The following is a 255-nucleotide window of genomic DNA, read 5'->3' as shown; positions in this document are numbered from 1 at the left end:
GCCTTGGAGTTTGCTCTCGAGCACCCAGTGATTGTTCGGCGCCTCGTCGGCCAGCATGCCCGGCGTCCAGTCGAGGACCTGGGGGCCCTTGGCCTGTGCCAGTAGGGCGCGGCCCAGGGTTTCCGTGAGCCGCCCCGGCGCGATGCCCAGCGCAGGTGATACCGTCGGCGGTGCCAGCATCACCACGATATCCTGCGTGTCACCCGACCAGGGCGGCGATTCGAGTAATGCCTCGGCGGCCTGGTTGCTCATGCC

At 68.2% G+C, this 255-nt stretch carries 1 pseudogene; it reads right to left on the bottom strand.

Features of this window, described 5'->3' with window-relative positions:
• Positions 1-255 (bottom strand): annotated as a pseudogene (locus AC1RQI_RS17350) (hypothetical protein); the annotation flags it as partial.

The sequence above is a fragment of the Salicola sp. AFF1 genome (assembly GCF_056783195.1).
The sequence above is the reverse complement of the archived record's forward strand: the minus strand, read 5'-3'. Positions and strand labels throughout refer to the sequence as shown.